Raw genomic sequence first — 26342 nt, forward strand, 5'->3', positions numbered from 1 at the left:
GGTAAATTGCAAAATTACCGTTTATCCTAATTACAGTAGTCGGATGACTTATTGGCACTTTTTCGTCATTATCGTGACGTCTGTCACTGACTAATTTCAGGAATTTACTATGACGTCACGTTCAATCCGTCTTATCGCCCCTTCAGGTTATTGCCACAATCAGCCTGCAGCCCATCTGGGGGTTGAACGCCTGCGCGCAGCGGGGCACCAGGTTGAAAATACGGGGGCAATCGCACGGCGCTTTCAACGTTTTGCCGGTACGGATTCGGAACGCTTAGACGATATCAATGCGCTGGCCGATCTGGCGACCTTACCTGATATTGTGCTGGCAGTGCGCGGCGGCTACGGTGCCACGCGCCTGCTGCCCTCAATCAACTATGCCGCGTTACAGCGCCGCTTAGCGGACCAGCCGCTGGCACTATGTGGCCACAGCGACTTCACCGTGATTCAACTGGCCTTACTGCAACACGCCGGAATAATCAGCTTCAGTGGGCCGATGCTGGCGGGCAACTTTGGCGCTGCGGTTTTATCCGAATTTACCCTGCAGCACTTTTGGCAGGCGCTGACATCACCTACAGTCAGTGTGAACTGGAAAAGTGACACGCCCGATAACGGCACCTGGCACGGTACGTTATGGGGAGGAAACCTGGCGATGATCAGCTCGCTTATCGGTACGCCGTGGATGCCGGCCATCACAGACGGCATTCTGGTGATTGAGGATGTGAATGAGCATCCGTTCCGGATTGAACGTATGCTGCTGCAGCTCCACCAGTGTGGGATTCTGGCGCAGCAACGGGCGATTATCACCGGCAGTTTCACCAGCACCGCCTTGTCCGACTACGATAACGGGTTTGACTTCGCCACGGTCTGGCAGTACCTCCGCGATCTGAGCGGTCTGCCCGTTATCAGCGATCTGGATTTCGGTCACGGCCCTGACACCGTGACCCTGCCGTTGGGTGCCAGGGCGACCTTAGAGGTACATCAGGGACAGGTCAGTTTACAGGCAAGCGGGCATCCCGTATTGCGCACATAACTGGAGTTGCAGGAGATCGACATTGAAGCCGCTGTATGACGATTTGTGGATCTCTACGCCGGAGTTTCCGGAAGACGATGCCGTCGATATCATGATGCATGGGTTTTTACTGCGCCATCCGCGCGGTAATTTACTGATTGGCCGGGTGGAAAATCCGCTCGATCATGAAGTGCTGGCCGATGATAACGGCGTGATTCGCCATTATCTGACTCACTGGCATGAGTCTGCACCGGGCGCAGCGGTAATCCAGAAGCGTTTTAGCAGCGCGCTGTACTGTCACAGCCGCTCGCTCGGTCAAATCAGCCGCTTTGTGGAGCCGGACGATACTTTTACCCAGCAGGAAACTCATTTCGGTGATTTTCATCTGTTGCCCACGCCCGGCCATACGCCCGGCAGCTGCAGCTACCTCTACCATTCGCCGCAGGGACCGACCTATTTATTTGTCGGGGATACGCTGACGCGTGATCATGACCGCTGGGTAACGGTGTTGGTACCCGACAGCAATCCTGCCGAACTGGCGGCGTCGCTGGAGCTTTACCGTAGCCTGCGTCCCGATGTGGTGCTGATGAGCACCACGCGTGGTCATCTGTCCTGGCAAAAGGTTACACTGCCCTGCTGGCTGGCCGCGATTGATGAGGCTGAGCAGCACCCGCTGGATTTGCGGCAGCAGGCGCTGCCCTCAGCATAGCGTTTTCGTCAGATAGTGACGCTGATGATGCATAATGTACTCGTCCAGCGTCAGCCGGACACGGTAACCCAGCTTTTCGTAAAACGGCTTTGCCTGAAAGCTGCCGGTATCCACCTGTGCAAAACGGCAGCCGCGCTGGCGGGCTTCCTGCTCAGCCGCCAGGACCAACTGGCGACCAGTGCCTTGCCCACGCAGCGCCTGTGCGACCCAGAGTAAATCAATGCGTAGCCAGTTGCCAGTGGTCGTGCCGGTCAATCCGGCCAGTTTCCTGCCCTGCGCATCGCAGATGAACAGCCCAAGGGGTTTAATCAGGTCAGCATCGTAAAACTGACTGTTCCAGGCATTCAGGCCCAGCCGGATTTCATCCAGATCCTTACTGCTCACCGTGTCAGTCAGGGTAATCTGCATTTATCTTCCTTATCGCTGCGGGTCAGGAGTCGTTGCGCTGGCGATCATCGTAGCGCTCAAGGCTCAGCGCATCGACCTCACGCGTCGTGGTACGGCGGCACGGGATCAGATCGTCGCTGTCATGGTAGACAAAGAAGGTGTCGAGGTTGCTTTTGTTCACAATCAACTGATCGCCGTTGCGAAAGCGTGTAATCGCGACCTTGTCGCCGTTATCCGTGCGGGTTTGCAGCTGGCCTGCGGCAATCTGGAAATGCTGTTTCGGCCAGTAGAGCGTGCTGAGCCCATATTGCGCCCGCGAGACGGTCATAACGGGACGTCCGGGACACTGGATCTGAAACTCACTTTCGCTCCATGCGGATGCGCTGAAACCGGCGATCAGGCACAGGGCAAGACGGGCTGCTTTCATCTGATTCCTCCACTGAAAATAAGGGCGGCCACATGTCAGGTGGCGCTAAGACGTTGTAAGCAGGGGTAAAGCATCGCGCGGTGAGCGCGACCGCGCAATAAAAAACGGCACATCAGGCCGTAAGAGACGCGTGACTGGCTGCCGCCAGCGGGATGACACTCGCGCATGCGGATACCAGGCGCGACGGATGAAACTTACTCTGCCGCAACCTCCGCCGCGACCAGCATCAAGGCCAGACCGGCAGGTTCGTTGTCGAAACTGCTCATGACATCGCGGATTTCTGCCGCACAGGCAATCACCTGCTGCCTTTTCTCTGCGTCCAGCGCATCGATGGCATGGCGAATAATCATTAGACTGGCTTCTTCTTCTTTCATCTTTTATCCCTGAATTTGCTTAAGCGACGCGCAAAGATGGCAAGAATAACGTTTATTTGCACCGAAAGTCATCTTTTACATTCCCACTGCTTAACGATTGAACAAACGGCAAATCAACCCGGCTCGCGTAAACGCTATGATCATGTTATTTGTCGCGTTTCAGGCTAAAATCGATCATTCATTCTATGGACCGGGGCAGGAGCAGGCTATGTTGCGACCAGGATTTTTCATTTTTATGGCACTGCTCTCAGGCTGTTCCTCTTCGCCGAAAGGTGTGGAGTGTCCGGGCGACGTCAGCACAATTTACGGTCAGTCACTGGGGCAAACGCAGGGAACGGTATTCGATCTGGTCACCGCGTTCAGCGTCAGTCGGGATGGCGTAAACGTGCAGAGCGGGCCGCTTCAGTCGCTGGATCGCTTTCAGTATGTCCCCTCTGCGGTGACGTCTGAAGGTTACTACGCGCAACGCCTGTCCGATAAACAGTTTCGTCTGATCAACCCTTATCAGGACACCATGATTACCTGGACCTGTCCGTAAAGCGGGCAATCCTGACACTGCGTGATATAGTGTCAGGAAACGTCAAGCGACAGGTCAGGCTCATCATGGAAAAACGGCTGGATAACAACGGTTATATTGATTTCCCGTTCCCTGCTACCCGCAATGCAGATGGCTCTGTTAATCCCTGCGGTATCGACCTGACCCTGGAGACAGAACGGCTGGACGAGATCGCCGTGATTCGTCACTCCCCTAACCTGCAACGTTTACTGGAAGAGGTGAATTTGCAGGAAGGCCTGTTTATGACCCTGGCCTGCGACTGGCAGCAGCAGGAAAACGCGGTATGCGGATTCATTGATATCGCCTTTCGGCCCGAACTCCTTCACTGTTCTCACAAGGAGGCACTCCAGCTAGAAGCCGCCTTTTATGACTATCTGAAGGAACAAGAGCAGCAGCACGCGCTGGCAGCCGACACGCTGGTGAACTTTGCCCGTTGTGTACTTGACTGGGGCTGGTCACCACTACAGCAACGCCAGCGCCATTATGAAAAAATTACGATTCAGTATTACTGCCAGCAGGCCGAGGATGCCGAGTGGTGCTTTGACCATCTGCGGCATTTTCTGGTGAGCTGGTATCCCAACACGCGATCCCATCCACTTCATTCCGTCAGGTGAAACAGCTGGTAATAATTTTCCTCGCCCGGCCCTTCGCGTGGTGGCGTTAACGCACGCTGCCCGCTTCATGCCCGTCTCTCCGCGCCTTCCGCCAGTCCGATGGCCATCACCAGGCGGAGTTTTCATCTGGTCAATTCCTCCCTGACAGACGATTAATGCGTCTAAACGCAGCACAGTGGCGAAGGTTTGCTACGCTTTAAATGACTGTGATAACCAAGGAGATGAAGCATGTCAGGAAAAATTGAAGATGCCGTAAAAGAAGTCGCCGGTGCCGCAGAGCAACAATGGGGTGAAGTCACCGATTCGCCGCGTCACCGCGCCCGTGGTGCAGCCCGCCGCTACACCAATCAGGCATCCTATGCCGCACGCGATGCCGCCGATTGCATCAAAGATCAGATGCAGTCCAACCCGTTTGCGGGTCTGGCGGTCGCGGCCGGTGTGGGCGTCGTACTGGGCTTCCTGCTCGGTCGTAAGTAAGTTCAAAACGGGGGCGTTTGCTCCCGTTTTTCCTTTATGTCAGCTCCCGCGTGTGGTCGTCTTTATTGAGTGTCATCAGGGCCGGGATGGAAACCAGTGCCGTTGCCATCATATACCAGGCCGGAATATCCAGATTGCCCGTCTGCTTAATCAACCCTGTAATAATTAAACCCGCACAGCCGGAAAACACCGCATTGGATAACGCATAGGCGACACCCAGCCCGGTATAACGTACCGTTGTTGGAAACATTTCCGCCAGCATTGCAGGCCCCGGCCCGGCGAGCAAACCAACCAGTTCCCCCGCTATCAGCACCACCAGCGCTTTTAGCAGCAAACTCACGCCATCCGCCTGCACTATTTTCAATAGCGGCATCGCCATAAGCAGCAGGAGTACGCTGGCGCTAACCATGACACGACGCCGACCAACGCGATCACTGACGATGCCCGCCGGGATAATTGTCGATGCGAAGCCCACATTGGCGATCACGGCAATCAGCAGCGCCTGATTCATACCGGTATGTAGCGCCGACTGCAAATAGCCGGGCATGATCACCAGACAGGTATAGCCTGCGGAGGACCACAGCATGACGCGCGCGATCGCCAGGAAAATAATTTTTATCGTCTGGCGCGGTGCAGCCCTGGCGCGGTGCAGCCCTGACGCGCTGCTGTTGCTGGCGTACAAAGTCCGGCGTTTCTGTGATTGCCAGACGCAACCATAGCGCAACCAGGCCCAGCGGTAACGCCAGCCCAAACGGAATGCGCCAGCCCCATGCCAGCATCGCCTGCGGGCTGAGCAGCCAGGACAGCAGCGCCACCAGCCCCACGCCGGCCAACAGGCCAAACGCCACGGTCAGCGACTGCCAGGCACCATAGCGTCCACGTTGACCGCGCGGCGCAAATTCGGTCATCAGCGCCACCGCCCCGCCATATTCGCCGCCGGCAAATAACCCTTGCAGGATACGCAGTGCCGTAAGCAGCACGGGCGCGAGAATGCCCGCCGTCGCATAGGTGGGAATTAACCCGATAGCGGTGGTCGCCAGCGTCATCAATATCAGGACGGTAATCAGGACAGGCTTGCGGCCCAGGCGGTCGCCCAGTCGGCCAAACACCAGGGCGCCAAGGGGGCGAAAAAAGAACGCAATGGCAAAGGACGCCCAGGTCAGGATCAGGCCACTCAGCGCTGACTCGCCCTGAAGCTGAAAAAAATTGTGCGCAATAATTGTGGCGAGGAAACCGTAGATGGCAAATTCATACCATTCGATAAAGTTGCCTACCGCACCCGCGATCAGAGCGCGTTTTGGGTGTTTTACGGGTGAAAGAGGCGTTTCCATTCAGGGTTCCTCCGGGATTTATGCAAAATCAGTACGGCGTTGACAGTGAGAGTATAGAATTTCAGCCGATACGATTTTGTCTCCCGGACGAAAATAATCACATCACACCCTGGCGCCCTGCCCTGCGCGCAGTGCCGACAGCAATATACCGCTGGACACTGTACGTAAAGAGTTGCTGCGTCATCAGGACATTCGGCCAGCCGGGCGTGAAGTTTCTTACCCGTTGAATATTTTACGCATCACAGTACGTAAAGCGATGAATGCCTGGCAGGACGGGAGCATTCGCGCGGCTAAGGCACGCACACTGGAATAGTCGCTAAACGCGCCGCAGGGCTTTACGCAGCAGGTCGTGTCAGGGGGAAAAACCGAATACCGCGTGGCAGCAAAACGCCGGATGCAAAAACCCACCAGACAGCAGACACAGCCTGGCTGTCTGTTATAGCCTGGGGCTATGGCTCGCGGGTATAACGTTGCGCATCTTCCGCCATGCGGCCCGACGGCTCAGCCTTTAGCGCCGACTGTTCACGTCAGGCAGACAACGAGCTGTCAACGGCATTCCCTCGGCCTTTCCGTTCTGAATCCTAAACCAATAAGCCGGCCAAACACGAAGCGCAGAAACGGGAATTTACGCATCATGGCGGGCATCTTACTTTGCCCGCTGGCACGTGGCTTGTTGCTGCTCATTTTAATTTGCAGGAACTGGGTCGCCACGGTAGGAAACTGACGGCGTTTCTGGACCTTATGGAGATCGCTTAACTTCAGCGTTCCCCTGCGCAGTGGTCGCGTTAACAGGTTCGCCGCCGCCACCGCATCCTGAATCGCCAGATTAACCCCAACCCCGCCGATCGGTGACATAGCATGCGCCGCATCGCCAATGCACAGCACGCCCGGTTTTGCCCACTGATCCAGACGATCTATCCGGATAGACAACAGTTTGAGTTTTTCCCAACTGTCGACCTCCGCCAGACGTGAAGCGGCAAAGGGCGAAACCGCCGCAATAGTGTCTTTAAGCGCATCCAGCCCCTGCGCCTGTAAGGCCTCAAACTGGCCTTTGGGAATGGTAAGACCACACTGCCAGTAATCCCCTCGATCAATGACGATAAAATTGTTGCGCGGGCCGGTATGGCCCATGCCGGTCAGCGGATCGTCGGGCTGTTTATTGAGGTGGAACCAGAGAACGTCGCGCGGCGCCCCGAAATGCTGGCTGCTGAGCCCGGCCTGGGCACGAATAACGGAATCCCGTCCGTCCGCTCCCACCACCAGACGGGCGCGAATTTCCATTGGCTGGCCTGCCTGCTCCGCCAGTACGCCGCACACCTGACCATTCTCGGTGATCAACTGACGACAAACGGTCGATTTAAGCAGTGTAAAACCTGAAAACTGCGCGCTTTTCTCCGCCAGAAAATTCAGAAAGTCCCACTGCGGCATAAAGGCAATAAAGCGGCAACGCACCGGCAGGCGGGAGAAGTCGGCCATCGTGACCTCTTCACCGCCCATTTCTGCCTGCAGTTTTTCGACACGCTGATGCGGCAGCGTGAGCAGCGCATCAAGTAAGCCCAGATGGTGCATGATTTGAAGGGTGGAGGGATGAATGGTATCGCCACGAAAGTCGCGCAGAAAATCAGCGTGCTTCTCCAGCACTACCACCTGCAACCCTGCGCGGGCCAGGAGATAAGCCAGCATTAACCCTGCCGGACCGCCGCCAATGATACAACAGTCGGCGCTGTCGTGTTTTGAAGATGACATAGTGACTCCCTCATACTGTATCTGGTGAGTCTAAGCCAGTATCGACGATATTCGTACCGAAGGAATGTGGGGCTATTCAGATCGCCGTCGGAAAAAGCTGCATACGCTGGCCGATCAGGTTTCAGGTTCTGACTGTTTTATCTCAACCAGCACCAGCGGGCATTTTTTGACCTGACAGGCATGATGGTAAGCCAGCGAACAGACCGCACAGTAATCGGCCGAGTCGGAAGAGTATTCGTACTCCTGAAAGTAACGGAATCCGCCTCTGTCATCATTGGCACGCGCACTGTAGAACGCGTGGTCGGCAAGCTGCGCATCCAGTTGTCTGAATGTCAGCGCGTTAGGATTGTGGTAACCCACTTTAATACGATATGTCGTCATGCAGACATCATCATCGCCAGCGCACCTTCCCGCAAATTGTTATCGTTGTTGATTGTGATAGATGGAGGTTATCGAAACAGCGCCTGCAAACGATACGGTACTGCGGTGTTTACACCGCTTGCGTTTCACAAAACAGGGAGAACAGTTGCTCTCCCGATTAACGGACTGGATTGACAGGCAGCTATACACTAAATGCAACTTTCCATTCACATCCCACCCTTAACTTCATAATAAAAAAGTCAAGACATCATTACATTGTCAAGCTTAATAAATAAATGCCATCTGTCTGTAAGTAGACACAACAGGACAAAAAAATCCTGACTAATTCGTGCATTATTGCGCAAATATTAAATACAACAACAAAAAGCTAGCATTTTAAAAACAACAAACACAGAGCCTTATCATATCCATATTGCTTTTTTATAAAATTAAAATCACAGCAAACTACGTGTAGAGTGAGATAAAAGTCATACGCACCACATTTTTATCTTAAAGTGCGATAGTTTTTTTGATCGCGCCGGTGGAATTAACCGAAAATTCCTGGAGAAAACAAAATCGTCTTAACTTGCTACAAGTCACGTGCTTCTTTAGTTCAAAATAAATTGCACAACTGTGGGAGGAATCGCGTTTTTGTAGACACAGAAATGAAAGAGCCCATCTTCGGAATATTCCCTGCATAAAACGCGAGTCATCTGGCCAACACATTGAATCAGAAGATTTAATGATGATATGGTTATCACACCTTCCTAAACGAGCAGCAGGACCGGCTTATGCGAAGGATTACGCGAGAAAGCATTTATTGCTTTAGTTGTCGATACCGATGTGAATTGGCCAGCGAGCTAACAGAAGAAATTAAACGTTGCCCGATCCAGAAAGTGTCCATTTGGCCCGCAAAGAATTATTTCTTAATGAATGGCGTTTTATCCCTGGTGGCGGGACGATATGAAAGTTTATTTATTAAAGGCTGCATGTTTGTTGATTTTTCATCACATAACATCCGTTTTTTCACCAACCATAACTGGCTGGACTATTTAAAATCACCGGGGTTAATCATCATCCTGGTTTGCGATCGCCGACTGGCGTCCCTCGCAGCCTTCTGGAAAAAACAGGACAAAAGCATCAATACGGTGATCTATCCGGGAACGGGGATTACCGAGATGAAAAAATCAATAAACGCATGTTATTACGGTTTAAAAGGAGGTGAAAAAAAAGGTGTTAATCCGTTAACCAGCGATGAGGTTAATTTTCTGGAACTGGTGAGTCATGGATTATCTCTGGGTGAAATTTCAGAAAAAATGCGCCTTGGCGTAAAAAAGATTTATTGCATAAAAGATTCAGTGCGCCGCAAGACGGGAACCAGCCTGAATCAGTTGTTCTCCAGTTAATAATGTAAAAGGAAAATACAATCATGTTAAATACTAAGGCTATGATCTTACCTCTGTTAATCAGCACGGCTCTGGTATCAGGACAGGCACTGGCAAATTCTGCTAACACTATTAACTTTCAGGGCGAAGTGAGCGATGAAACCTGTTCAGTAAGTGTGAATGGTAATGAAAGCGCCCCGCTTGTACTCATGCCAACCGTGGCCGTGAATGAATTAGATACGAGCGGAAAAGTTGCCGGTAAGACGGACTTCTCCGTGTCCATCAGCGGCTGTACCGGGTCCACAAATTCCACCCGTGTATCCACCGTGTTTGTGGGTAACAATGTGAGTGCTGCCGGTAACCTGAAAAACAGTGGCAATGCCGAAAACGTCGAAATCCAGTTGCTGGATCCGGCAGGTAAAGAAATTAATTTAACCAGCACCTATACCGGTGACGGTGATTTGACCCTGAGCTCAGGCGAAACCGAAAAATCAGCGACCTATTCTGCCCAGTATCTGGCTACTGATGTAGCCACTGCGGGTACCATCAGCGCTTCACTTCAGTATGCCGTGACTTATCAGTAATCCTTACCCGGTGCACTCCCATAAAGCGGAGTGCACAATAAATGATTGAGAACCTGTCTATGTTTATTCGCCAACACTTATTTGCTTTAAAAGTTTCGCTGGCATTAGTTCCGGCATTATTACTTCCCATTTGTGCTAATGCCAGCGTGACGATTATGGGCAGTAGGATTATTTATCCTGAACAGGCGCGCTCAGTAGATGTGCAGTTTAAAAATAATGATGCTATTCCTTATGTTATTCAGAGCTGGTTTGATAACGGCAATAAAGATTCCCAGCCGGATGGCCAGGTAAACACGCCTTTTATCATAACGCCGCCGGTATTTCGCATTCAGCCTAAAGCCGGACAAATTGCCAAGATAATATTAAACAATGCCGTCTCACAAGCCCAGGATCGTGAATCCGTTTACTGGTTCAATACACTTCAGATTCCGCCTTCTAATATCGCCAAAGATAACGCGCAAAATGCAATGCTGGTGGTATTACGTAACCGCATGAAGGTGTTTTATCGCCCTAAAAGCATTGGCGCGCCTAAAAATATCCTTAAAGGTATAAAGGTCACATCCTTCTATCAGGCGAATAAGGGTATGGGTATTGAAATTGATAACCCCCAACCCTGGCACGCTTCATTAGTAGACGTTGTATTAAAAGTGGGTAATCAGTCTTTAAAGCGAGATGCGGATATGGTTTCACCCTTTTCGCGGCAAACTTACTGGTTCAATAACAGTAAACGCCTTAAGGGCTCAGGGGTGATTACAGTCTCGGCAGTTAATGATCAGGGAGCTAAAATCAGTGAAAACTTTACGGTTGAAGTTAATTAGTCCGAAACTCATAGCTTTTACCGTGTCGGCCTGTTTCTCTTACGGTGTATGCAGCGAAGAATATTATTTTGACTCCTCGCTTTTTCAAGGGGCGACATTTGGGAAAAACCTCGAACAATTCAATCAAAATGAAATTGCGCAGGGAAATTACCTGGTTGATATTTACCTCAATAGTAAAATGATTAAATCTGGGGTAAAAATAAACTTCAGGAAATTTAACGACCAGGGCGGAGTAGAACCTTGTCTGTCTGAAGAAATCGTAACGCTATTGCAAATAAAAACCCTGCGCACCGGACAACCGACAGCATCTTGTCGGCCTTTATCCGGCTGGACAGAAGCGGGCAGCTGGCGTTTCGATCAGGCATCGCTTCGTTTGCACTTTACATTACCTATGGCAAGCCTGAACCGGACTCCGCGTGGCTACATCCCCGTATCGGAATGGGATGAGGGCGTTACGGCATTATTTTTGCGCCACAACACCAATTTCACCTGGTCAGAAAATCGCTCGTCAAATTACCGATATGAATATTTGTGGAGCGGAATAACGGCAGGCACCAATCTGGAAAAATGGCAGTTCCGTCATCAGGGCAATATGCGCTATTTGCGTAACAGCAGAACCGGAAGCCGTTACCAGTACAACCAGGTCAGAAGCTGGGTCCAGCGGCCTTTAGAGGGGATAAACAGTCAGCTTGCTTTAGGTGATAACTACACCAGTAACTCCCTCTTCGGTAGCCTTGCATTCAACGGTATCAAACTCGCCTCTGATGAACGCATGTGGCCACAGGGCAAACGGGGTTATGCACCAGAAGTTCAGGGTGTTGCCACTTCCGATGCCCGCGTTATCGTGCGTCAGCTTAATAACGTGATCTATGAGACAAGCGTTCCCCCCGGCCCTTTTGTCATTGATGACCTGTATAACACCAGCGGTCAGGGAGACCTTGAGGTTGAGGTCATCGAAGCTAACGGTAAGCGTTCTACCTTTACGGTGCCCTACTCTTCTGTACCGGATTCTGTTCGTCCAGGAAACTGGACATACGGTCTGGCGCTGGGACGTGTACGTCAGTATTACAGCGTAGAAAACACGTTTTTTGAAGGCGTCTTACAGCGCGGCATCAGTAACCGCTTCACAGCGACGGCCGGTTCACGCCTCGCAAAAGATTATCAGGCATGGCTGGCAGGCGGTGTATGGGGTTCACCGGTCGGTGCTGTAGGTATGAACACCATTTTTTCACAAGCACGCGTTGAGCAAAACAAAAAAACGACCGGCTGGCGTGCCGAACTGAGCTACAGCAAAACCTTTGAAACCGGGACAAATCTGGTTTTAGCCGCTTACCGTTATTCCACCAGCGGTTTTCGCGATCTGCAGGACGTTTTGGGCGTCAGAAGGCAGAATGACACAGGTATCAGCTACTACTCCGATTCGATGAACCAGCGTAACCGGTTATCCGCAACCCTGGGGCAGTCATTTGATGACGTCGGTATGTTTACCCTGAGCGCCAGCACAGCCGATTACTACAACAATAAATCCCGCATCACTCAGTTGCAGCTTGGCTATAACAACAACTGGAAAAAGATCAGTTACGGCTTCAACGTCGCACGTCAGCGCACGACCTGGAATACAACGCGATCCGATCTGGATCTCTTCAATCGCCAGGACGACACTCGCGCGCAACGTTATACCGAAAACACCTTTTCCTTTAATATCTCAATGCCTCTTGCCTGGAACAACACCTCTTCTGTTTCCTATTACTATAACCAGTCAAAACAAACACGTAGCTCATCGCTGTCCCTGTCAGGATCGGCGGGTGACAACAATGATATTTCTTATTCTGTCTATGGCGGCAGTGAACATTATCGCAATGGCAATAGTGGACAGGCACTGAACTTCGGCGGAAACGTTCAGCAAAATACGCGTCTGGGCGCTGTTCGCGCCAACTATGGTCAGGGCGAAAACTATCGTCAGGCTGGGCTGGGGGCATCCGGCACCGTGGTGCTTCACCGGGGCGGCATTACACTTGGCCCATACAGCAGTGAGACATTCGCCCTGGTTCAGGCCGATGGCGCACAGGGCGCGCTGGTACGAAATGGTCAGGGAGCTGTCATCGATCGCTTTGGCTATGCCATTTTGCCCTCACTCAGTGCCTATCGCGAAAATAACATCAGTCTGGACACGCTGGACATGAATGCCGATGCCGAACTGAGCGGCGGTAGTCAACGTGTGGTCCCCTATGCGGGGGCTGTTGTACGGATAAATTTCGCCACCATCAAAGGCAAAGCTGTCTTGATCTCGCTCACCAGTAATGCGGGGGAAACGCCCCCTATGGGCGCTGAAGTTCGTGATGCCGACAACACGGTTATTGGTGTCGTCGGTCAGGGTGGTCAGCTTTATGCACGTGTCCCCCACGACTCCGGCACACTTAAAGTCAGTTGGGATAACGATGGTCAACAAACCTGCCTGGTGAATTATCAAATTACCGGAAAGCAAGACGGTCACCTGATCCAGCTTACCGGCTTATGTAATAAGGAGTAGCGCGTGTTCACAAGAATCCTGCTTTTGTTAATCACTACCCTACTGGTACCGCTTCCACTTCTGGCGAATTGCACAAAGGTCACGAGTCAGGGCCAGCTTTCCCAGGCCGCTAAAGATGCCGGCTATACCGCAAAGGGATGGGAAGGTGCCTGTGATGAGTGCACAGGGCGGCTGGCATTGCCTGCAATCATCAATATCAATTCGGGCAAGCTGTTTCAGCCCTCGGGGACGTTGCTGGCCAGTGCGGTCGGCCATCCGCTCAACAACCCGATGAGGGATGCGTTTACGCCGAATCAGATTCTGTACCGCTGCGACATGGGTGATGCGGATAAACTCTTTGAAATGTATTCCACGAATGGCGACAGAGAAGAAGCCGGTAAATATGCCACCAGCGAGGTTGAAGGCGCTTATTTTGATAAGTTCAAAAATGTGGCGGTCAGACTGACCAACCTTACCACGGGTGAATATTACAGCCGCTACTGGAAAGCACGGCAGCTTAGTGCCAGCGACTGGTATACCGATGGGCAAAAAATATACATCCCGGCCAGTATATTTAGCAGTGTGCTCTACGAAATATTTAAAATCGATGAAGGTAAACATTACGTCAATAGTGACAACTATTATTTTGAGACAAACAATCAACCCCGCGGATATATTGCATTTAAAGGTCCTGGACTGGAAAGTAATAATCTTTATCCCGGTGCGGATCATTCCACGGTGTGGAATGGCTGGCACTATGACTGGCCTGTTGGCTGGAGTTCGTGGAAGACAGTCACCTATGTTCGCGGCGCAGCCTGCGAGGTGTACGATTACCCCGCGGTCGTCTCTCTGCCATTAACCAGCGTGGGTGTTTTAGCCGCTGGAGGCAGCAGCCAGGCACCTTTTTCCATTACCCTCCGCTGCGAGACCGGGGCAACGTCCGGGATCAAGAATTCCACTGTGACATCAGCCAACGTCGCAATGGGTTTTCTGGTAAATCAGCCTCGGGCCGTGGCAATGGCTCAGACGCTGGGCCTGACCACCAGCAGCGGTGGATTAACCTGGCTGCTCGACACAAACTATGGCGACAATAACGGCGGTTCGGCCTCTGGTGTAGGGATAAAAATTTACAACAGTGCGGGTGCCGCACTCAACCTGTTGCCCGATATAAGCAGTACCGGCACAGGCAATACGCGTGGATGGTATGCTTATAAAGATTTAACCACACTTACGTCATCAGACAACGGTGAGATCTACAGCGGCGATTTTACTGCCTCCCTTGAGGCTATTCCCGGACAAGTTATCACTTCAGGAACCGTTAATGCACAGTTACAAGTGGTGGTCAGTTTTCAGTAGCAGCCTGTATTTACTCACGGCGTTATTGTCAACGCAGGCAGTTGCCGTTGTAAACATTGATAAAACCCGCATTATTTTCAATGCCAACGAGATTGCGCAATCCGTCAATCTGGTCAACAGTGAAAACAGCCCTGCCGTTTTACAAATCTGGACAGATGACGGCGATATCTATGCCCCGCCAGAGAAGAGCAAAACACCGGTCATGGCTATGCCGCCGGTCTTGAAAATGCAGCCCGGCGAATTACGCTCTATAAAGCTGATGCTGACCTCACGCGCTGGCTTGCCCCCCGGGAAAGAAACCCTGTACTGGCTGAATATCTACCAGATACCGGCGCTCAAAAAATCTGACAACCAGCGCGATAAAAAAGTCGTTCTGCCGCTGCGTATTCGCCTGAAGGTTTTTGTACGTCCGACAGGGCTGGGTGCCCCCCGGCCGGAAGATGCACAAAAACTACGCTTTACCCGACAAAGCCAGCAAATCATGATTTCTAACCCTACGCCCTGGTATATGAGCCTGAACGCGAAAGTGGAAAAAGCGGTATTGAGAAATATTATGGTCGCACCGCTGTCTGATATTGTGGTTCCCGTCACCACTTCCGTTAATCCCGGTGCAAACGTCGAATATGAAGTGATTGACCAGAACGGTAACGTTGAGAAACATCGCAGCACGCTTCGCGCGACTGTTGGGAAGTAGCCGAATTACCTATTTCTGGCACAAAGAGAGTTGATATGGAACGCTGATGAGGCACTGAAATGCAGTGCCTCTGACAAGGTTCGTTCTTCAATGAAGCGCAGTTTTTATCTGTTTAATTTTTCGTAAGCGGGCAAAACACAGCATTCAACTGGAAACTTCCATATTCGATATTATCTCTCTCATCTTCTTCGTTTTCATACACCATAATTTCCATAATTGCCTCGGTAAACAGATAGCCATTAATGGGCAAAATAAACATGTTTTCATTAATTATACCGTCCTCGACAAGATTATGGTAAATTTTAACATTCTCCTTTTGATACTCCAGGAAGTCGCCGACAGTGTCGAACCTGTCAGCCGTAGTTCCATAAGGAAAAATATTTCGCGTACCGTTGTAGTTAATGAATACATATCCAGGGCTGACAAATGGACCACCGGACCAGCGTATTATGCCGGTATCGCATCCGACCCGATAAAGGCGCATCGCCACCTTGTATTTTTTTTGCGCCTCCGTAACGTCCGGATTGATTTCTACTGCCCCCATAGAAAGAACATCTCCGGGCTGATGACCGTTCAGACTCCATGGGATCATTTTTGCATTTCTGAAAAACCACATATATCGCTCCTTTATGTTATTTTAAATTCACTCTGAAAAATTTAACGGCCATAACTGTGAATGTCTTTTGATTTGCTAATCATGATTAAAATCAGACAGCGCACAAGCAATACTCCACGGTCAAACCGTTGAGTTATCAATTCTTGATTTAAAAGTGGCACCTGCTGTGACATATCAGCCATTCACTTTGAATGCCATTAATCCATGTATATCATCGCTGATTAAGTTTCTCTGTCGTTGAATAAGTTTGGGAAAGGGGTAAAAACTTCACCCAATCAATCTACATCATCATCTTATGAGTTTATTGTTCAAAATCAGTAAAACTGTCGGCCAGTCGAAATTAAACCTTAATATTTCAATGAAAAATCCATGAAGCAAAACCATTATAAGTCAGTTACCCATCTAAGCATTTATTTAGAAAATGGCTTTACTAAAAATAGCAAAACAGCCATATCGGATAGCTTACAGCCCATGCATGAAGTGCAGTTTTATTTAAATATATATCCGTTTAAATTTCCGAAAAAAATAACAGCGACCTATTTAAACTGAGGAGGAACTGACATTAAGGCGGCCTTGAAATGCAATACAAGGTCAATATGAAAGAGGTAAAGATGACAGAGAAGAGATGAGGATTTTATGCCTGCCCGATTACAGTATGACCGTCGCATCACATTATTGCCCTGGATGGGGCTATTTCATGAAAGAAGGAGTGAAAATTTAACCGTTACGCGTCATCAATTACGATCGCTGAACGGGTAGATGAGACTAAGCGTCGAAAGGGGTTATGAAGATCTTAAGGTTATATCGCGAGTGTTCATGTCTGTTTCATTCCCGTTATTTCTTCCGGCGATACGCTGCGTAGAACGCGATTCATATCTACGGTAATGCGGACGCAATAGAGACTCACACAGCGTTGTAACACTGTGTGGTCCGGCTACGGCGATAAACGTACAGACCGTGCCGGGCCCCCGAGACAGGATGACTATGCTGAAAGATTACGTTCAACAGCGGCTAAAACGTCATCACAACGAATCGCACGTAGCCCCGCATGTGATTCTGCAGGGCGCAATACCTGATGCATTGTGCTGTCCTGAACAGGCGCAGCGCCATCAATCGCATTCTGATCACTGAACAACGCCACGGTCGGCGTTTGCACGGCCACAGCCAGATGTAAGGGGCCGGTATCGCCCACCACCAGCGTTTTAAAGCCGCTGATCTTTTCCGCCAGTTGAATGAGGTTTGTGGTGCCCGCCACATTTTTGACCCGCTCACTGGGCACTTTCATGCCGTCAATGATGCGTTGGTTCAGGGCCTTTTCGCCCGGAGCACCTACAAGTTCAATGGTCAGATCATCATGTCGGGAAATTAAGGTATCGATGAGCTGTGAATAATAGCTGTCAGGCCAGCATCGCTCCATACTGGATGCGCCAGCATGAATACCAATGACCGGCGCGTGATTAACCTGACGCTTGAAAGGCGCCGGAATAAACATGGCTTCTGAGGGCATCGGAATACCGACAGCACTCAACAGGTCTTTTTTCTGACGGATAAGATGAATATTGCCGTGCTTTCGGTTGTCATGAAACGCGGACAAACAATTTTCCAGAATAAATTTTTCTTTGCCCTGGTAGTCCGCGTAATAAACGTCTTTCAGTATGTAGTCAGACCCGGCCAGCGAGGCGGCAACAATGTCATAGGGTGCGCGCGAATGCAGGATAAAGGTCGCTTCAACCTGCTCTTTACGCAGCGATTTGACCAGTTGCATCATACCGCCGATTTTTCCGTCCCAGTATAATATCTTGTCAATCAGGGGGCTTCCTTCCACCAGCGCAAGATTACGTGGCTGAATCACCATGATGATTTTGGCATCGGGCCAGCGATCTTTTATCGCGCCAATAGCGGGCGTGTTAAACATGAAATCGCCAAGTGCCGTGTTCGAAATAATTGCGATGCTTTTGAGATCATGGTGCTCAGAAAAGCGGTCAATTTTTTTGACGCGATAACCCGTCAACCTCCATAGCGACAGGAACAATCTGGCGGCTTTTTGCTTTGCGATTTTACTCATAAGTGGTCCTGACTGACGCCTCATTATCCTTACTGTGCCCCCGGCCCCTTTTCCGTGTGGTCAAGGCAAGAAGCGCATGTTTCTTAGTCACGCAGACTGGCGGAAAACTGCGGGCGCAGTATATAGCATAAAACGTGAAGGGCGAAGCCAGCGTTCCCCTCGGACGGCGTTTTATCGGCAACGCCACATGCAGCCGTTCATCCAACCTCGCTTTCAATAAAAAACGGGAACCAACCGGCTCCCGTTCTCGTTTAACCCAAATTCTGGTTTACATATTCGCGATAATCGCGTCACCAAACTCTGAACATTTCAGCAGTTTAGCGCCATCCATCAGACGTTCGAAGTCATAGGTCACGGTCTTGGCAGCGATTGCGCCTTCCATGCCTTTAACAATCAGGTCTGCGGCTTCGAACCATTCCATATGACGCAGCATCATTTCAGCGGACAGAATCACGGAACCTGGGTTCACTTTATCCTGACCTGCGTACTTCGGTGCCGTACCGTGGGTGGCTTCGAACAGCGCACATTCGTCACCGATGTTTGCGCCTGGTGCAATACCGATACCGCCCACCTGCGCCGCCAGGGCGTCAGAGATGTAGTCACCGTTCAGGTTCATACAGGCGATAACGTCATATTCTGCCGGACGCAGCAGGATTTGCTGCAGGAAGGCATCGGCGATCACGTCTTTTACGATGATCTCTTTACCGGTGTTTGGATTTTTAAATTTCATCCATGGGCCGCCATCGATCAGCTCGCCGCCGAACTCGTCTTTCACTAACTGGTAACCCCAGTCTTTGAAGGAGCCTTCGGTGAACTTCATGATGTTGCCTTTGTGTACCAGCGTCAGTGAATCACGATCGTTAGTGATGGTATATTCCACTGCTGCACGGACCAGGCGCTTGGTGCCCTCTTCCGAACACGGTTTAACACCGATACCGCAGTTTTCTGGGAAGCGAATTTTCTTCACGCCCATTTCTTCACGCAGGAATTTGATGACTTTATCCGCTTCTGGCGTGCCCGCTTTCCATTCGATACCGGCATAGATATCTTCGGAGTTTTCGCGGAAGATCACCATATCCGTGTCTTCAGGACGTTTTACCGGGCTTGGTGTACCGGTGTAGTAGCGCACCGGACGCAGGCAAACGTACAGATCCAGTTCCTGACGCAGCGCAACGTTCAGAGAACGGATGCCGCCGCCAACTGGCGTGGTCAGTGGGCCTTTGATCGCTACGCGGTATTCTTTGATTAAATCGAGGGTTTCTTGCGGCAGCCAGACATCCTGACCGTAGAGTTCAACCGATTTTTCACCGGTATAAATCTCCATCCAGGAGATTTTACGCTCGCCGTTGTAGGCTTTTTTCACAGCGGCATCAACCACTTTCAGCATCACTGGTGACACATCAACGCCGATACCATCCCCTTCGATGTAAGGGATAACCGGGTTATTTGGGACAACCAGTTTACCTTGATTCAGGGTGATTTTCTGACCTTCCGCCGGAACAACTACTTTGCTTTCCATTAACCTCTCCTTCGAGCGATTTTTTGTTAATGATTTGTAAGATGCGCGTCAATACTACTTGAATATTCACGCCACGCCAATCACCGCAATTTCGCGTTATAATGCGCTGAATGTTCCAGACTGCAAAGCGTATGCGAAAAACTAATCAGACTTCTCATCCAAATAAACGATTCAGCCGACAAACACGTCCCGTGCATCGCAAGGCGTCCTCGCCGCCTGCCGTCCGCCGCGTGCTTCTGTTCAACAAACCCTTCGATGTTCTGCCGCAATTTACCGATGAAGCCGGCCGCCGCACCCTCAAAGATTTTATCGACGTGAGTGACGTTTACGCGGCGGGCCGACTCGATCGCGACAGCGAAGGACTGATGGTCCTGACTAACGATGGCCCGCTACAGGCGGCGCTGACGCAGCCCGGCAAGCGCACCGGCAAGATTTACTATGTGCAGGTGGAAGGCGCGCCTGAGGAAACCGATCTACAACCTTTGCGCGATGGCGTTAATCTGAAAGATGGCCCGACGTTACCGGCTGGCGTCGAAAAAGTGGCTGAGCCCGACTGGTTGTGGCCGCGCCAGCCGCCGATTCGCGAGCGCAAAGCCATTCCAACACAGTGGCTGAAAATAACGCTTTTTGAAGGACGCAACCGTCAGGTCAGACGTATGACGGCCCATATTGGCTTTCCAACCCTGCGTCTGGTGCGCTATGCCATGGGCGAGTTTACGCTGGGCGATTTGGCCCCGGGTGCCTGGCGCGATATCAGCGCACAAGATTGACTGCCATTATCATTTCCATAACTTTAAGTTAACAATTCAGGAGGATCGATGTTTAAACCGCATGTCACCGTCGCGTGCCTGGTGCAGGCTCGGGGTGCATTACTGGTCGTTGAAGAACGCGTCAACGGCATCGCCACCTGGAACCAGCCTGCCGGTCATCTTGAAGCCGATGAAACGCTGCATGAAGCCGCATCACGGGAATTGTTTGAAGAGACCGGCATTCGGGCCGAAATGCAGTATTTTATCGGCATAAACCAGTGGATCGCCCCGGATAATACGCCTTTTGTGCGGTTTCTGTTTGGCGTGGATCTGGACGATATCCAGCCAACGGCTCCGCAGGACAGCGACATTGATTGCTGCTGGTGGGTCGCGCCAGAGCAGATTCTGTCGGCCTCTAACCTGCGTTCGCCCCTGGTTGCCGAAAGCGTACGCCGCTGGCAACAGGGCGTACGCTATCCGCTCGACCTGATCAGCCCGTTCAACTGGCCGTTTCATGAAGGTGCGCACCCGCGTTCAGCGTGATAGAATGCGCCGCCTGTTTTACTGTTTTGCGAGCTTGTGATGTCTGATAACTGCCAGAAAAAAGTGATCGTCGGAATGTCCGGCGGCGTCGATTCTTCCGTTTCCGCCTGGTTACTGCAACAGCAGGGCTATCAGGTTGAAGGCCTGTTCATGAAGAACTGGGAGGAAGACGATGGCGAGGAATACTGTACCGCCGCTGACGATCTGGCGGATGCGCAAGCCGTGTGCGACAAGTTAGGTATTAAACTGCACAAAGTGAACTTTGCGGCAGAGTACTGGGACAATGTCTTTGAACACTTCCTGGAAGAGTACAAAGCGGGCCGCACTCCCAACCCCGATATCCTGTGTAATAAAGAAATCAAATTTAAGGCGTTTCTGGAGTTTGCCGCAGAGGATCTGGGTGCAGACTTCATCGCCACCGGGCACTATGTCCGCCGTCAGGATATCGATGGCCGCAGCCACCTGCTGCGCGGTCTGGATGGTAACAAAGACCAGAGCTATTTCCTTTACACACTCAGCCACCAGCAAATCGCGCAGAGCCTGTTCCCGGTCGGCGAGCTGGAAAAGCCTGAAGTGCGTCGCATCGCTGAACAACTTGAGCTGGTGACGGCGAAGAAAAAAGACTCCACCGGCATTTGCTTCATTGGTGAACGCAAGTTTACCGAATTCCTCGCGCGCTACCTCCCTGCCCAGCCGGGTGAAATTGAAACCGTCGACGGACAGATTGTGGGTGAGCACCAGGGCCTGATGTATCACACGCTCGGCCAGCGTAAAGGGCTGGGCATTGGCGGTCTTAAAGAAAGCAAAGACGATCCCTGGTACGTCGTTGATAAAGATGTGGCGCGCAACCGCCTGATCGTGGCGCAGGGCGGCGACCATCCCCGACTGATGTCAGTGGGTCTGATTGCCCAGCAGTTACACTGGGTTGATCGTCAGCCGCTAACCGCACCGCTGCGTTGTACGGTGAAAACCCGCTACCGTCAGACCGATATCCCCTGCGAAATTATCCCGCACGGCGAGGATAAAATTGAAGTCCGGTTTGATGAGCCCGTTGCTGCGGTCACGCCGGGTCAGTCTGCGGTGTTCTACCTTGATGAAGTCTGCCTGGGTGGCGGTATCATCGAAGAACGTTTGCCTTGGGTTGCCGCATAAGACCGGTGGGAATAACGCGTAAACAGGAGTAACCGTGGCAAAAAACTATCAGGACATTACCTTTGCACTGGCGGGAATTTGCCAGGCGGCCCATCTGGTGCAGCAGTTAGCCAATCAGGGACATTGTCAGCCGGAGGCGCTGGCGGTGTCACTGCGCAGCGTACTGGACCTGAATCCTCCCTCGACCCTGGCGGTATTTGGTAACAACGAAGCCAACCTGCGCTTGGGGCTGGAAACCCTGATGGCCGTGCTGAACAGTACGCAACGTCAGGGCGCTGGTGCCGAACTGACCCGTTACACGTTGAGCCTGATGGTACTGGAGCGCAAGCTCAATGCGAACAAGCAGGCTATGAACACCCTGGCCCAGCGTATCAGCCAGCTCGATCGTCAGCTGGCGCATTACGCGTTGGAATCCGACACTATTCTGAGCGCCATGGCGGGTATTTATGTCGATGTGATTAGCCCGCTCGGCCCACGTATTCAGGTAACCGGATCGCCGGCAGTACTACAGAATTCCCTGCTACAGAGTAAAGTTCGCGCCACGCTGCTGGCCGGCATTCGTGCCGCCGTGTTGTGGCAACAGGTCGGCGGAGGCCGACTGCAGCTGATGTTTTCGCGCCAGCGTTTACTGCGCGAAGCCAAATCGATTTTATCCCGCCTGCCACTGACTTACTGAGTCAGTGAGGCAAACACCGTTAAATGAATCAGGAGTTGCACTGATGGAATTATCCTCTCTGACCGCCGTCTCACCTGTCGATGGTCGTTACGGCGATAAAGTCAGCCCGCTGCGCGCAATTTTCAGCGAATTTGGTTTGCTGAAGTTCCGCGTTGAGGTTGAAGTTCGCTGGTTACAAAAACTGGCTGCGACCGCAGAGATCAAGGAAGTTCCTGCATTTGATGCTGACGCAAACGCTTTCCTTGACGAGATCGTCGCCCGTTTCAGCGAAGCAGACGCCGCACGCATCAAAACCATTGAGCGCACCACCAACCATGACGTGAAAGCGGTTGAGTATTTCCTGAAAGAAAAAGTGGCGGATGTGCCCGCCCTGCATGCAGTGTCGGAATTTATTCATTTTGCCTGCACCTCTGAAGACATTAATAACCTGTCCCATGCGTTGATGCTGGAAACAGCACGCCGCGATGTCATTCTGCCTTACTGGCAGCAGCTGATCGCCGCCGTAAAAGGCCTGGCGCAGGAATACCGTGATATTCCCCTGCTGTCTCGCACGCACGGCCAGCCCGCTACGCCATCGACCATGGGTAAAGAGATGGCCAACGTAGCCTACCGCATGGAACGTCAGCTACGTCAGCTGTCGCAGATTGAAGTGCTGGGCAAAATCAACGGCGCCGTGGGCAACTACAACGCGCACATTGCGGCGTACCCGGAAGCCGACTGGCACCAGTTGAGTGAAGAGTTTGTTACCTCGCTGGGCATCACCTGGAATCCCTATACGACGCAAATCGAGCCGCACGACTACATTGCCGAGCTGTTTGACTGTATCGCCCGCTTTAACACCATCCTGATCGACTTTGATCGCGATATCTGGGGCTATGTGGCACTCAACCACTTCAAACAGAAAACCGTTGCGGGTGAAATCGGCTCGTCGACCATGCCGCATAAAGTAAACCCTATCGATTTTGAAAACTCGGAAGGCAATCTGGGCCTGGCCAACGCGGTCATGCAGCATCTGGCCAGCAAACTGCCGGTTTCCCGCTGGCAGCGTGATCTGACCGATTCTACCGTGCTGCGTAACCTGGGTGTCGGCGTAGGCTATGCGCTGATCGCCTATCAGGCCACCTTAAAAGGCATTTCAAAACTGGAAGTGAACCGCGAGCGCCTGCTGGATGAACTGGATCACAACTGGGAAGTGCTGGCCGAGCCGATTCAGACCGTGATGCGCCGTTACGGCATCGAAAAACCGTACGAGAAGCTGAAAGAGCTGACCCGCGGTAAACGTGTTGACGCCGCAGGCATGCAGGCCTTTATCGACAGCCTGGCGCTGCCTGAAGAAGAAAAAACCCGTTTAAAACAGATGACCCCGGCAAATTATCTTGGCCGTGCGATTCAAATGGTTGATGATCTGAAATAATATCCCTTCTGCAGACCGGTTCCCGCCGGTCTGCGTTAACCTGCTGTTTAATTCATTTCGCTTATACTTATTTAAATTCGTTTCGATCTGATGCTAAGGAAATCCTATGCGTGTTCTGGTTGTGGAAGATAATGCCCTGCTGCGCCACCATCTTTCAGTACAACTGCGAGAAATGGGTCATCAGGTTGATGCTGCTGAAGATGCCAAAGAAGCCGATTATTTTCTCCAGGAACATTTACCTGATATCGCGTTGGTTGATCTGGGCTTACCCGGTGAAGACGGCATGTCGTTAATTCGTCGCTGGCGCAATGATGCCGTGCGTCAGCCTATTCTGGTGCTGACCGCCCGTGAAGGCTGGCAGGCGAAAGTCGAAGCGCTGGAAGCCGGTGCGGATGATTACGTCACAAAACCGTTTCATATTGAAGAAGTTGCCGCACGCCTGCAGGCATTAATGCGCCGCAACAGTGGTCATGCGTCGCAAATTATTGCCATGCCGCCGTTTCAGGTCGATTTATCGCGTCGCGAACTGACGGTGAATGAAAGCCCGGTTAAGCTGACCGCCTTTGAATATACCATCGTGGAAACCTTAATTCGTAATGCGGGCAAAGTGGTGAGTAAAGATTCATTAATGTTGCAGCTGTATCCCGATGCCGAATTGCGTGAAAGCCACACGATCGATGTATTAATGGGCCGCCTGCGCAAAAAAATCCTCGCGCTGCATTCTGACGAAGTTATCGCTACCGTTCGCGGCCAGGGTTACCGCTTTGATCTCTGATGATGTCCTGGCTTAAACGTTATCGCCCTATTTCGCTGCGGACACGCTTTTTACTGGCCTCCGCAGCCATCGTTCTCATTCTCTCGCTTTCTTATGGCATGGTCGCCGTGATTGGCTATGTGGTGAGTTTTGATAAAAACACCTATCGCGTGATGCGAGGCGAGAGTAATTTATTTTTTACCCTGGCACAGTGGAAAGATAATAAGCTGACAATTGCGCAGCCCGAGCGCACCATGCTTAATTTCCCCACCCTGGTATTTATTTATGATGAACACGGCAAGCTGCTCTGGCAGCAGCGTGATGTGCCGGAAATTCGTGAGAAGATCCAACCCGAATGGCTGTTAAAACCTGATTTCTACGAGATTGATACCAACAACAGCACCAGCCGGGCCGCCATGGGCGACAATCTGACGGCACAGCAGCAGCTTCATGCGTGGGATGATAACGACGATGACGATCAGGATACGTTTACCCATTCAGTTGCCGTCAACCGCTACGATGCCACCACCAACCTGCCCGCCCTGACCATTGTGGTGGTCGATACCATTCCGCAAGAGCTACAGCACTCCGATGTGGTCTGGTCATGGTTCAGCTATGTTCTGGCCGCTAACCTGATTTTAATTGTCCCGCTGCTCTGGCTGGCGGCGCACTGGAGTTTACGGCCGATTGGGCATCTGACGCTTCAGGTACGCGAACTGGAAACCGGGCAGCGTGAAAATCTGGACGATAAGCCGCCGCAGGAGCTGCGTTCGCTGGTGCGTAACCTCAATCTGTTGCTGACCAACGAGCGTCAACGTTACACGCGTTACCGCACGACGCTGGCCGACCTGACCCACAGCCTGAAAACACCGCTGGCGGTCCTGCAAAGTACCCTGCGTTCGCTGCGCGGCGGAAAAGAGTTAACCATCGAACAGGCCGAGCCGGTGATGCTGGAGCAGATTAGCCGCATCTCTCAGCAGGTCGGTTATTACCTGCACCGAGCCAGCATGCAGGCCGATCATAATCCCCTGCAGCGTGATCTGCATTCGGTATCGGGTTTACTGGACAGCCTGTGCTCGGCACTGAATAAAGTGTATCAGCGTAAAGGGGTGGAAATTACCCTGGATATTTCCCCGGAAATCACCTTCTTTGGCGATCAGAACGACTTTATGGAAGTGATGGGCAATGTGCTGGATAACGCCTGCAAATACTGTCTGGAATTTATTGAGGTCAGTGCTCATCAGACCGAAGATGCGCTGCACATCTATATTGATGATGACGGTCCGGGCATTCCGGAAAGTAAGCGCGACCTGATTTTCGTGCGGGGACAGCGCGTCGACACCATGCGACCAGGCCAGGGGCTCGGGCTGGCCGTGGTGCGAGATATCCTTGAGCAGTACGCCGGTAATGTCATCGCCTCCAGCAGCCCGTTAGGCGGTGCGCGCATGGAAGTCGTATTTCAGCGTCAGGAAATGGAACATCGCCGCGAGTAGTTCAGGCTGCGGGCTGTTATAC

General features: G+C 51.8%; 26 protein-coding genes and 1 pseudogene. 18 read left to right on the forward strand and 9 right to left on the reverse strand.

What is annotated here, in order from left to right; genetic code table 11:
• Positions 1–109 precede the first annotated feature (109 nt).
• Both ldcA and C7433_RS04005 read left to right on the forward strand, forming a co-directional pair.
• Positions 110–1033, forward strand: coding sequence for a muramoyltetrapeptide carboxypeptidase (gene ldcA, locus C7433_RS04000; RefSeq protein ID WP_110267669.1), 924 nt, complete (start codon positions 110–112; stop codon positions 1031–1033).
• Positions 1034–1055: 22 nt separating this feature from the next.
• Entirely contained in the window at positions 1056–1721 is a 666-nt protein-coding gene (locus C7433_RS04005) for an MBL fold metallo-hydrolase (RefSeq protein ID WP_110267670.1), read from the forward strand.
• Here the strand turns inward: C7433_RS04005 and C7433_RS04010 are convergent.
• The 3 genes from C7433_RS04010 to C7433_RS04020 form a co-directional block, all read right to left on the reverse strand.
• Complete coding sequence (locus C7433_RS04010) at positions 1713–2129, reverse strand: GNAT family N-acetyltransferase (protein ID WP_110267671.1); 417 nt, start codon at positions 2127–2129, stop codon at positions 1713–1715. The two genes, C7433_RS04005 and C7433_RS04010, sit on opposite strands and share 9 nt — an antisense overlap.
• A gap of 22 nt (positions 2130–2151) precedes the next feature.
• A complete protein-coding gene (locus C7433_RS04015; RefSeq protein ID WP_033737521.1) occupies positions 2152–2535 on the reverse strand; it encodes a hypothetical protein in 384 nt (127 codons plus the stop codon).
• Between the two features lie 194 nt (positions 2536–2729).
• Positions 2730–2909: a hypothetical protein gene (locus C7433_RS04020; RefSeq protein ID WP_006119718.1), complete on the reverse strand. Its 180-nt coding sequence runs from the start codon at positions 2907–2909 to the stop codon at positions 2730–2732.
• Positions 2910–3117: 208 nt separating this feature from the next.
• On the opposite strand from C7433_RS04020, the gene C7433_RS04025 reads away from it, so the two are divergent.
• The 3 genes from C7433_RS04025 to C7433_RS04035 all read left to right on the forward strand — a co-directional run bounded on the left by C7433_RS04025 (position 3118) and on the right by C7433_RS04035 (position 4556).
• A complete protein-coding gene (locus tag C7433_RS04025) occupies positions 3118–3447 on the forward strand; it encodes a hypothetical protein (RefSeq protein ID WP_033737760.1) in 330 nt (109 codons plus the stop codon).
• Positions 3448–3512: 65 nt separating this feature from the next.
• Positions 3513–4079, forward strand: coding sequence for a hypothetical protein (locus C7433_RS04030; RefSeq protein ID WP_110267672.1), 567 nt, complete (start codon positions 3513–3515; stop codon positions 4077–4079).
• A 228-nt stretch (positions 4080–4307) separates the two neighbouring features.
• Positions 4308–4556, forward strand: a complete 249-nt coding sequence (locus C7433_RS04035) for a DUF883 family protein (protein ID WP_006119721.1) — start codon at positions 4308–4310, stop codon at positions 4554–4556.
• A gap of 34 nt (positions 4557–4590) precedes the next feature.
• On the opposite strand, the pseudogene C7433_RS04040 reads toward C7433_RS04035, so the two are convergent.
• The 3 genes and pseudogenes from C7433_RS04040 to C7433_RS04050 all read right to left on the reverse strand — a co-directional run bounded on the left by C7433_RS04040 (position 4591) and on the right by C7433_RS04050 (position 8014).
• Positions 4591–5887, reverse strand: a pseudogene (locus C7433_RS04040) (MFS transporter).
• A gap of 546 nt (positions 5888–6433) precedes the next feature.
• A complete protein-coding gene (locus C7433_RS04045) occupies positions 6434–7633 on the reverse strand; it encodes an FAD-dependent oxidoreductase (protein ID WP_033737524.1) in 1200 nt (399 codons plus the stop codon).
• 114 nt (positions 7634–7747) lie between these two features.
• Positions 7748–8014 (reverse strand): hypothetical protein, encoded by a 267-nt coding sequence (locus tag C7433_RS04050; RefSeq protein WP_033737525.1) that lies wholly within the window; start codon positions 8012–8014, stop codon positions 7748–7750.
• Positions 8015–8922: 908 nt separating this feature from the next.
• Between C7433_RS04050 and C7433_RS04055 the strand changes: the two genes are divergently transcribed.
• Genes C7433_RS04055 through C7433_RS04080 form a run of 6 tightly spaced genes read left to right on the forward strand, consistent with a single transcriptional unit; the run spans position 8923 to position 15339 of the window.
• Positions 8923–9399, forward strand: coding sequence for a hypothetical protein (locus C7433_RS04055; RefSeq protein ID WP_226374480.1), 477 nt, complete (start codon positions 8923–8925; stop codon positions 9397–9399).
• A gap of 23 nt (positions 9400–9422) precedes the next feature.
• On the forward strand, positions 9423–9962 hold the full coding sequence (locus C7433_RS04060; protein WP_039341028.1) for a fimbrial protein: 540 nt from the start codon (positions 9423–9425) through the stop codon (positions 9960–9962).
• A gap of 59 nt (positions 9963–10021) precedes the next feature.
• Positions 10022–10780 (forward strand): fimbria/pilus periplasmic chaperone, encoded by a 759-nt coding sequence (locus C7433_RS04065; protein WP_110267821.1) that lies wholly within the window; start codon positions 10022–10024, stop codon positions 10778–10780.
• On the forward strand, positions 10731–13310 hold the full coding sequence (locus tag C7433_RS04070; protein ID WP_110267673.1) for a fimbrial outer membrane usher protein: 2580 nt from the start codon (positions 10731–10733) through the stop codon (positions 13308–13310). The genes C7433_RS04065 and C7433_RS04070 overlap by 50 nt, the downstream gene beginning before the upstream one ends.
• Positions 13311–13313: 3 nt before the next feature.
• Positions 13314–14645, forward strand: a complete 1332-nt coding sequence (gene stbD / locus C7433_RS04075) for a fimbrial usher protein StbD (RefSeq protein ID WP_050504706.1) — start codon at positions 13314–13316, stop codon at positions 14643–14645.
• Positions 14611–15339, forward strand: a complete 729-nt coding sequence (locus C7433_RS04080; protein WP_033737528.1) for a fimbrial assembly chaperone — start codon at positions 14611–14613, stop codon at positions 15337–15339. Before stbD ends, C7433_RS04080 begins: the two co-directional genes overlap by 35 nt.
• A gap of 112 nt (positions 15340–15451) precedes the next feature.
• Here the strand turns inward: C7433_RS04080 and C7433_RS04085 are convergent, their stop codons facing one another.
• From C7433_RS04085 to icd, 3 genes are all read right to left on the reverse strand, one after another.
• Positions 15452–15955 (reverse strand): hypothetical protein, encoded by a 504-nt coding sequence (locus tag C7433_RS04085; RefSeq protein WP_033737529.1) that lies wholly within the window; start codon positions 15953–15955, stop codon positions 15452–15454.
• Between the two features lie 982 nt (positions 15956–16937).
• Positions 16938–18020, reverse strand: a complete 1083-nt coding sequence (locus tag C7433_RS04090; protein ID WP_033737531.1) for a glycosyltransferase family 9 protein — start codon at positions 18018–18020, stop codon at positions 16938–16940.
• 268 nt (positions 18021–18288) lie between these two features.
• Entirely contained in the window at positions 18289–19539 is a 1251-nt protein-coding gene (gene icd, locus C7433_RS04095; protein ID WP_033737532.1) for an NADP-dependent isocitrate dehydrogenase, read from the reverse strand.
• 110 nt (positions 19540–19649) lie between these two features.
• Here icd and rluE point away from each other — a divergent pair, with 110 nt between their 5' ends.
• The 7 genes from rluE (at position 19650) to phoQ (ending at position 26320) form a co-directional block, all read left to right on the forward strand.
• Positions 19650–20309 (forward strand): 23S rRNA pseudouridine(2457) synthase RluE, encoded by a 660-nt coding sequence (gene rluE / locus C7433_RS04100; RefSeq protein WP_054687913.1) that lies wholly within the window; start codon positions 19650–19652, stop codon positions 20307–20309.
• Between the two features lie 48 nt (positions 20310–20357).
• Positions 20358–20831: an NUDIX domain-containing protein gene (locus C7433_RS04105; RefSeq protein WP_033737534.1), complete on the forward strand. Its 474-nt coding sequence runs from the start codon at positions 20358–20360 to the stop codon at positions 20829–20831.
• A 39-nt stretch (positions 20832–20870) separates the two neighbouring features.
• Positions 20871–21983: a tRNA 2-thiouridine(34) synthase MnmA gene (gene mnmA, locus C7433_RS04110; protein WP_033737535.1), complete on the forward strand. Its 1113-nt coding sequence runs from the start codon at positions 20871–20873 to the stop codon at positions 21981–21983.
• Between the two features lie 34 nt (positions 21984–22017).
• Positions 22018–22659 (forward strand): high frequency lysogenization protein HflD, encoded by a 642-nt coding sequence (hflD, locus tag C7433_RS04115; protein WP_110267674.1) that lies wholly within the window; start codon positions 22018–22020, stop codon positions 22657–22659.
• Between the two features lie 43 nt (positions 22660–22702).
• Positions 22703–24073: an adenylosuccinate lyase gene (gene purB / locus C7433_RS04120; RefSeq protein WP_039341046.1), complete on the forward strand. Its 1371-nt coding sequence runs from the start codon at positions 22703–22705 to the stop codon at positions 24071–24073.
• A 106-nt stretch (positions 24074–24179) separates the two neighbouring features.
• Positions 24180–24848, forward strand: coding sequence for a two-component system response regulator PhoP (phoP, locus tag C7433_RS04125; RefSeq protein ID WP_033737538.1), 669 nt, complete (start codon positions 24180–24182; stop codon positions 24846–24848).
• A 2-nt stretch (positions 24849–24850) separates the two neighbouring features.
• Positions 24851–26320, forward strand: coding sequence for a two-component system sensor histidine kinase PhoQ (phoQ, locus tag C7433_RS04130; RefSeq protein ID WP_033737764.1), 1470 nt, complete (start codon positions 24851–24853; stop codon positions 26318–26320).
• The last annotated feature ends 22 nt before the right edge of the window (positions 26321–26342 follow it).

This window comes from Pantoea sp. PNA 03-3, from assembly GCF_003201175.1.
Classification (GTDB): domain Bacteria; phylum Pseudomonadota; class Gammaproteobacteria; order Enterobacterales; family Enterobacteriaceae; genus Pantoea; species Pantoea stewartii.

Excerpts from the sequence above, each read along its gene's own strand:
- C7433_RS04080 (WP_033737528.1), top strand. The coding sequence starts at position 14,611 with ATGCACAGTTACAAGTGGTGGTCAGTTTTCAGTAGCAGCCTGTATTTA.
- purB (WP_039341046.1), top strand. The coding sequence starts at position 22,703 with ATGGAATTATCCTCTCTGACCGCCGTCTCACCTGTCGATGGTCGTTAC.
- phoP (WP_033737538.1), top strand. The coding sequence starts at position 24,180 with ATGCGTGTTCTGGTTGTGGAAGATAATGCCCTGCTGCGCCACCATCTT.
- C7433_RS04055 (WP_226374480.1), top strand. The coding sequence starts at position 8,923 with ATGAATGGCGTTTTATCCCTGGTGGCGGGACGATATGAAAGTTTATTT.
- C7433_RS04060 (WP_039341028.1), top strand. The coding sequence starts at position 9,423 with ATGTTAAATACTAAGGCTATGATCTTACCTCTGTTAATCAGCACGGCT.
- C7433_RS04070 (WP_110267673.1), top strand. The coding sequence starts at position 10,731 with ATGATCAGGGAGCTAAAATCAGTGAAAACTTTACGGTTGAAGTTAATT.
- C7433_RS04030 (WP_110267672.1), top strand. The coding sequence starts at position 3,513 with ATGGAAAAACGGCTGGATAACAACGGTTATATTGATTTCCCGTTCCCT.
- rluE (WP_054687913.1), top strand. The coding sequence starts at position 19,650 with ATGTTCCAGACTGCAAAGCGTATGCGAAAAACTAATCAGACTTCTCAT.
- C7433_RS04020 (WP_006119718.1), bottom strand. The coding sequence starts at position 2,909 with ATGAAAGAAGAAGAAGCCAGTCTAATGATTATTCGCCATGCCATCGAT.
- C7433_RS04105 (WP_033737534.1), top strand. The coding sequence starts at position 20,358 with ATGTTTAAACCGCATGTCACCGTCGCGTGCCTGGTGCAGGCTCGGGGT.
- C7433_RS04035 (WP_006119721.1), top strand. The coding sequence starts at position 4,308 with ATGTCAGGAAAAATTGAAGATGCCGTAAAAGAAGTCGCCGGTGCCGCA.
- icd (WP_033737532.1), bottom strand. The coding sequence starts at position 19,539 with ATGGAAAGCAAAGTAGTTGTTCCGGCGGAAGGTCAGAAAATCACCCTG.
- C7433_RS04065 (WP_110267821.1), top strand. The coding sequence starts at position 10,022 with ATGTTTATTCGCCAACACTTATTTGCTTTAAAAGTTTCGCTGGCATTA.
- phoQ (WP_033737764.1), top strand. The coding sequence starts at position 24,851 with ATGTCCTGGCTTAAACGTTATCGCCCTATTTCGCTGCGGACACGCTTT.
- C7433_RS04010 (WP_110267671.1), bottom strand. The coding sequence starts at position 2,129 with ATGCAGATTACCCTGACTGACACGGTGAGCAGTAAGGATCTGGATGAA.
- C7433_RS04015 (WP_033737521.1), bottom strand. The coding sequence starts at position 2,535 with ATGAAAGCAGCCCGTCTTGCCCTGTGCCTGATCGCCGGTTTCAGCGCA.
- C7433_RS04045 (WP_033737524.1), bottom strand. The coding sequence starts at position 7,633 with ATGTCATCTTCAAAACACGACAGCGCCGACTGTTGTATCATTGGCGGC.
- C7433_RS04090 (WP_033737531.1), bottom strand. The coding sequence starts at position 18,020 with ATGAGTAAAATCGCAAAGCAAAAAGCCGCCAGATTGTTCCTGTCGCTA.
- C7433_RS04050 (WP_033737525.1), bottom strand. The coding sequence starts at position 8,014 with ATGACGACATATCGTATTAAAGTGGGTTACCACAATCCTAACGCGCTG.
- ldcA (WP_110267669.1), top strand. The coding sequence starts at position 110 with ATGACGTCACGTTCAATCCGTCTTATCGCCCCTTCAGGTTATTGCCAC.
- mnmA (WP_033737535.1), top strand. The coding sequence starts at position 20,871 with ATGTCTGATAACTGCCAGAAAAAAGTGATCGTCGGAATGTCCGGCGGC.
- C7433_RS04025 (WP_033737760.1), top strand. The coding sequence starts at position 3,118 with ATGTTGCGACCAGGATTTTTCATTTTTATGGCACTGCTCTCAGGCTGT.
- C7433_RS04085 (WP_033737529.1), bottom strand. The coding sequence starts at position 15,955 with ATGTGGTTTTTCAGAAATGCAAAAATGATCCCATGGAGTCTGAACGGT.